Genomic DNA, 6,296 nt, shown 5'->3' with positions numbered 1-6,296 from the left:
ACGCGGACCATCCGAACGGAAACCACCCTCGGCGGGCCTGCCGTACTGGCTGCGCGAACCGTCACGCTCGGAACGGAACCCGCCACGGTCATCACGGCGCGGACCGTCCGAACGGAAACCGCCCTGCGACCCACCACGGGACGCCCCACGGTCATCACGACGCGGACCATCCGAACGGAAACCACCCTCGGCGGGCCTGCCGTACTGGCTGCGCGAACCGTCACGCTCGGAACGGAACCCGCCACGGTCATCACGACGCGGACCGTCCGAACGGAAACCGCCCTGCGACCCACCACGGGACGCCCCACGGTCATCACGACGCGGACCGTCCGAACGGAACCCACCCTGCGACCCACCACGGGACGCCCCACGGTCATCACGACGCGGACCGTCCGAACGGAACCCACCCTGCGACCCACCACGGGGTCCGCCGGACCGGGAGCCGCCGCGGGGATTGCCGCCGCGCGGGGCTCCGCCACGGCCTTGACCGCGTCCATCACCGGACGGGGTGCTACGCCTGTTATTCACTACTTGTGCTCCTCTAGGGTTTCCACGTCGTCGGGCAGGAACGGTGCCAGTTCGGGAAGCTCACCGAGATCCCGCAGGCCCATCCGCTCGAGAAAATACGAACTTGTCCGGTAGAGCAATGCCTGGCTCTCCGGTTCGGTGCCGGCCTCTTCGACCAGCCCCCGTGTTACCAGCGTGCGCATGACACCGTCGCTGTTGACACCTCGGATGGCCGCCACCCGGGCCCGGCTGACCGGCTGCCGGTAGGCGACCACGGCCAGGGTCTCCAGTGCGGCCTGAGTGAGCCGCGCCTGCTGGCCGTCGCGGACGAACCGCTCCACGAGGGCCGCGTGCTCGGCCCGCGTGTAGAACCGCCAGCCGCCCGCCACCTCTCTCAGGTCGAAACCCCGGCCGGCCTCAGTGTATTCCGCCGACAGTTTACGGAGTGCGGCGGCGACCTCACCGGTGGGCCGTTCCAGAATCTGGGCGAGGGTCATCTGGCTGACCGGTTCGTCGACCACGAGAAGGATAGCCTCCAACCCGGCGCACAGGTCCGGGTCGGGCACCACGTCAGTCATGGGCGGGCTCTCTCTTGGTGCTCTCGTCGTAGTCGTCGGCCACGGCGACGTCTCCGTCGTCGCTACCGGTCCAGGTCACGTGCAGTTCTCCGAGAGGCTCCACCTGGTCGAAGGAGACAGCCGCCTCCCGATAGAGCTCCAGGACGGCCAGGAAACGCGCGACGACCTCGAAGGTGCCGGCGCAGTCGGAGGTGAGGGCCCGGAAGGTCGCCCGGCGCACCCGCCGCAGCCGCTCGACAAGGATAACCGCCTGATCCCTGACATTGGCGAGTGGTTGGTAGATGTGGTCGACGGAGACCGATGGGGGGACCTTGGGCGCGAAGGCCCGCTGGGCGAGCTGGGCGAGGCGGTCGGGGCCGATGCCCAGGATCAGCTCGGGCAGGAGGTTGGCGAACTGGGCCTCCATCGGCACGGTCCGGGGGAAGCACAGCGCCTCCTCGGCCATCCGGCTGGAGAAGACCTTCACGACCTCCTTGTAGGCCCGGTACTGCAGGAGCCGGGCGAACAGCAGGTCGCGCGCCTCCAGAAGGGCGAGGTCCTCCTCGTCGTCGACCTCGCCCGACGGCAGCAGTCTGGCCGCCTTGAGGTCGAGCAGGGTGGCCGCGACGAGCAGGAAGTGACTCGTCTGTTCCAGATCCCACTCCGGGCCGCGGGCACGGATGTAGGAGATGAACTCATCGGTGACCTGGCTGAGGGAGACCTCGGTGATGTCGAGCTTGTGCTTGGAGATCAGACCGAGCAGCAGGTCGAAAGGGCCCTCGAAGACCTCCAGGTGCACTCTGAAGGTGTCGTCGGCCGTCTGCGGCTGCTCGGTCATCCCGCCATTGTCCCGCACCCGGGACCGCGGTCACCTCTCCAGCGCGGCCCATCTGGTGAGGACTTCGCGGGCCAGCTCGCGGTAGGCGCTGGCGCCGAGCGAGGAGGAGTCGAAGCTGGTGATGGGCTCACCGGCCACGGTGGCGTCGGGGAAGCGGACCGTCCGGTTGATCACCGTGTGGTAGACCTTCTCGTCGAACGCCTCGACCACCCGGGCCAGCACCTCGCGGCCGTGCAGGGTCCGCGCGTCGTACATGGTGGCGAGCAGGCCCTCGATGACCAGGTCCTCGTTGATGCGCTGCTGGACCTTGATGATGGTGTCCATGAGCAGCGCGACCCCGCGCAGCGCGAAGAACTCACACTCCAGCGGCACCATGACGCCGTGCGCGCAGGCCAGCGCGTTGATCGTGAGCAGGCCCAGGGAGGGCTGGCAGTCGATCAGGCACACGTCGTACTCGGGCAGGAGCGGCTTGATCACCCGGCCGAGCACCTGCTCGCGGGCGACCTCCGTGACGAGCTGGACTTCGGCCGCCGACAGGTCAATGTTGCTGGGCAACAGGTCCATGCCCTCGACGCCGGTCTCCATCAGCACGTCCCTGGCGGTGATCTGCCGCTCCATCAGGAGGTTGTAGACCGTCAGGTCAAGCTGGTGAGGGTTGATCCCAAGGCCGACGGAGAGGGCGCCCTGCGGGTCGAAGTCGACCAGCAGCACCCTGAGCCCGGCCTCGGCCAGCGCCGCACCCAGGTTGATGGTGGTGGTCGTCTTGCCGACGCCGCCCTTCTGGTTGACCATGGCCACGACACGCGCCGGCCCGTGCACCGTACGAGGAGGCGGGTCGGGAAAGACCGGGCGAGGTCGCCCGGTCGGGCCGAGAACTCCCCCAGCGTGAGGGGTCCCGGCGGTCTTGGTGTCCCCCCAGGGATTCTCGGGGTTTCCGGGGGTCGTTCCCCGGACAGAACCGTCGGTGGTCACAGTCACCAGTCGAACCTCCCTGACGGCCTTGAACCGGACCGTCCGGACGGACACTATGGCGTCAACACGTATGCGGCAAGGCGGCACGCCCGGACATAAGCAAGGTCAATGCCGCGCGCGCGGATGCGCAGCGGCATAGGCCTCGCGGAGCTTGTCGACCGTGACCAGGGTGTATACCTGCGTGGTGGTCACCGAGGCGTGGCCGAGCAATTCCTGAACCACCCTAACGTCCACACCGCCCTCGAGGAGGTGTGTTGCGAACGAATGTCGCAAGATATGGGGTGAGATTCCTGCCAGCCCTCCACGCTCGGCGGCCGTCTGGAGGACCTCCCAGGCGCCCTGGCGGGTGAGCCGCCCGCCCCTGGCGTTGAGGAACAGCCCCGAGGTGCCCCGGCCGTGAGCGGCGATGCCCGGGCGCGCCCGGGTGAGGTAGGCGCCCAGTGCCTCTCTGGCGAAGCGGCCCAGGGGCACCAGGCGGGTGCGTCCGCCCTTGCCTCGCAGGCGCACCTGCTGGGTCTTCGAGCCCAGGTCGACGTCGTCCACGGCGAGGCCCACGGCCTCGGAGATACGGGCGCCCGTGCCGTACAACAGCTCCAGCAGCGCCCGGTTGCGCATCGTGAGCGGTGCGCCCTCGGGACCGGAGGCGGCGATGAGCCGCTCCACATCGTCCACGCTGATCGCCTTGGGCAGCCGCCTGAGCTGCCGCGGCGGGCGCACGCCGTGGGCCGGGTCATGGCCGGCGGCACCTTCGCGCAGCGCGAAGCGGTGCAGCCCGCGCACCGCCGAGACCGCACGTGCCGCCGAGCTGGCGACGAGGGCCTGGTGGTCCTCGTCGCCCTCCCTGAGCGCGGCCAGGAAGGCCGTGACATCGGCTTCGGCCACCTCACCGAAGTTGACGAGGCCACGGCTCTTCAGATGATCCACGTATCGCAGGAGATCACGGCGATAGGAGGCCAGTGTGTTGGCGGCCAGACCCCGCTCCATCGCCAGATGGGCGAGGTAGCTGGAGAGGACGGCCTCCGTCTCGCTCAGGGTGTCCTCCTGTCATGCCTCCAATGCGTCGGCGGGCCGCAACGAGGCGAAACCATCCGCCGAAGCGGCGTATGCGGCGAGAATACCGGCCACGGCTTGGGAATTGTGGATCATTCCCGCCAGGGCACGCCGAACCGCGTCGGACAGGGGAATCCAGACCACCGGCATGTCGATTTCCTCGTGCTGGTGGACGAAGTCCAGCTCCTCTTCGGGGATGGGGCTGAGGTCCCTGGCGAGGAAGATCCGGCTCCGCTCGTTGCTCATCCCCGGCGAGATGAAGGCGTCGATCAGGGTGTGCCAGGTCTCCGCCCGGTAGCCCGCCTCCTCGGCGAGCTCGCGGGCCGCTCCGACGTGCAGCGGCTCGCCCTCGACGTCGCGCAGACCCGCCGGCAGCTCCCAGAGCAGGTGCCGGACCGGGTGACGGTACTGGCGGATCATCAGCACCCGGTCCTGGTCGTCCAGTGCCACCACGGCCACCGACCCGGGATGGATCACGTAGTCGCGGTTGACGACCTCCTCCTCCGGCATGAGGACCGCGTCGGTCACCCCGGTGATGACACGCCCCCTGAAGTGCTCGGTGGAGGAGACCACCTTCCACTTCTCAGGGACGTCCGTGACCTCGACTTCGGGGACGCTCACTTGCTCCGCCCTGCCCGGGCGACGGTGCCACGGGTGCCGGCGTAGGTCAGAGCGGCGCCGACCAGACCCTTGAACAGCGGGTGCGGGCGGGTCGGCCGGGAGCGGAACTCCGGGTGCGCCTGGGTGCCGATGAAGAACGGGTGGATGTCGACGGGCAGCTCGGCGTACTCCACCAGGCGGCCGTCGGGCGACAGACCGGAGAAGACCATGCCGATCTTCTCCAGTTCGGCACGGTAGGAGTTGTTGACCTCGTAACGGTGGCGGTGACGCTCATCGGCCTTCGCCATGCCGTACAGCTGGCGCGCGAGGGAGCCCTCGGCGAGCTTGGCGGGGTAGAGGCCCAGCCTCATGGTGCCGCCCATGTCGCGTTCGCCGGAGACGACGTCCTCCTGGTCGGCCATGGTGGAGATGACCGGGTGTGTGGTCTCGGGGTCGAACTCGGTGCTGCCGGCGTCCTCGATGTCCGCGAGGTTGCGGGCGGCCTCGATGACCATGCACTGCATGCCCAGGCAGATGCCGAGCAGCGGAATCTTGTTCTCCCGGACGTATCGGATCGCGCCGAGCTTGCCCTCGATGCCGCGCACGCCGAAGCCGCCGGGGATGAGCACACCGTCCACACCGGCCAGCTCGCGGGTGGCGCCCTCGGGGGTCTCGCAGTCGTCGCTCTTGACCCAGCGGATGTTGACGCGGGCGTCGTTGGCGAAGCCACCCGCACGCAGCGCCTCGGTGACCGACAGGTAGGCGTCGGGCAGGTCGATGTACTTACCGACGAGCGCGATCGTGACCTCCTTGGCCGGGTGGTGCACCCGGCGCAGGAGCTGCTCCCACTCCTTCCAGTCCACGTCGCGGAAGGGCAGGCCGAGGCGGCGGACCACGTAGGCGTCCAGTCCCTCGGAGTGCAGCACCTTGGGGATGTCGTAGATACTCGGCGCGTCTATGGCCGAGACGACCGCGTCCTCGTCGACGTCGCACATCAGGCTGATCTTGCGCTTGATCGCGTTCGTGACCGGGCGGTCGGAGCGCAGGACGATCGCGTCGGGCTGGATACCGATGCTGCGCAGCGCGGCGACCGAGTGCTGGGTCGGCTTGGTCTTCAGCTCGCCGCTCGGCCCGATGTACGGCAGCAGCGAGACATGCAGGAAGAACACGTTGTCGCGGCCGACCTCGTGGCGGACCTGGCGGACGGCCTCCAGGAAGGGCAGCGACTCGATGTCGCCGACGGTGCCGCCGACCTCGGTGATGACCACGTCCACGTCGGGGCCGGCCATGGACCGGATGCGGTCCTTGATCTCATTGGTGATGTGCGGGATGACCTGCACGGTGTCGCCGAGATACTCGCCGCGGCGCTCCTTGGCGATGACGTTGGAGTAGACCTGGCCGGTGGTCACGTTCGCCGAGCCGTGCAGCTCGGTGTCGAGGAAGCGCTCGTAGTGCCCGACGTCGAGGTCGGTCTCCGCCCCGTCGTCTGTGACGAAGACCTCACCGTGCTGGAACGGGTTCATCGTCCCGGGATCAACGTTGAGGTAGGGATCGAGCTTCTGCATGGTGACCCGCAGGCCACGCAACTTGAGAAGGCGCCCGAGGCTCGACGCCGTCAGTCCCTTACCGAGACTGGAGGCGACGCCGCCGGTGACGAACAGATGCTTGGTTTGTGCGGCGCTGCGCAAGGAGTCTCCCGTGGTCGTCATAGATCAGTTGGCGCGCCCTGATGACGGCCCACATGCCCACGGGCTCTCAGAATATCAAACCGT

Annotated in this window: 6 protein-coding genes; all 6 read right to left on the bottom strand. The window is 68.5% G+C overall.

Annotated features, from left to right (window positions below; translation table 11 throughout):
* Nucleotides 1-527: 527 nt before the first annotated feature.
* Complete coding sequence (scpB, locus tag ACIN94_RS07805) at nt 528-1,085, bottom strand: SMC-Scp complex subunit ScpB (RefSeq protein WP_400701043.1); 558 nt, start codon at nt 1,083-1,085, stop codon at nt 528-530.
* On the bottom strand, nt 1,078-1,902 hold the full coding sequence (locus tag ACIN94_RS07800; protein ID WP_400701040.1) for a segregation and condensation protein A: 825 nt from the start codon (nt 1,900-1,902) through the stop codon (nt 1,078-1,080). Before ACIN94_RS07800 ends, scpB begins: the two co-directional genes overlap by 8 nt.
* Before the next feature lie 30 nt (nt 1,903-1,932).
* A complete protein-coding gene (locus tag ACIN94_RS07795) occupies nt 1,933-2,880 on the bottom strand; it encodes a ParA family protein (RefSeq protein WP_400701037.1) in 948 nt (315 codons plus the stop codon).
* A 99-nt stretch (nt 2,881-2,979) separates the two neighbouring features.
* A complete protein-coding gene (locus ACIN94_RS07790) occupies nt 2,980-3,906 on the bottom strand; it encodes a site-specific tyrosine recombinase XerD (RefSeq protein ID WP_400701690.1) in 927 nt (308 codons plus the stop codon).
* A 12-nt stretch (nt 3,907-3,918) separates the two neighbouring features.
* Nucleotides 3,919-4,545 carry an NUDIX domain-containing protein gene (locus ACIN94_RS07785; protein WP_400701034.1) on the bottom strand — a complete coding sequence of 209 codons (627 nt, stop codon included), beginning with the start codon at nt 4,543-4,545 and terminating at the stop codon, nt 3,919-3,921.
* A complete protein-coding gene (locus tag ACIN94_RS07780; RefSeq protein ID WP_400701687.1) occupies nt 4,542-6,212 on the bottom strand; it encodes a CTP synthase in 1,671 nt (556 codons plus the stop codon). Before ACIN94_RS07780 ends, ACIN94_RS07785 begins: the two co-directional genes overlap by 4 nt.
* Nucleotides 6,213-6,296 lie beyond the last annotated feature (84 nt).

Source organism: Streptosporangium sp. NPDC087985 (assembly GCF_044741965.1).
GTDB lineage: Bacteria > Actinomycetota > Actinomycetes > Streptosporangiales > Streptosporangiaceae > Streptosporangium.
Note: the sequence above shows the minus strand (reverse complement) of the source record. Positions and strands in the feature narration are given on the sequence as shown.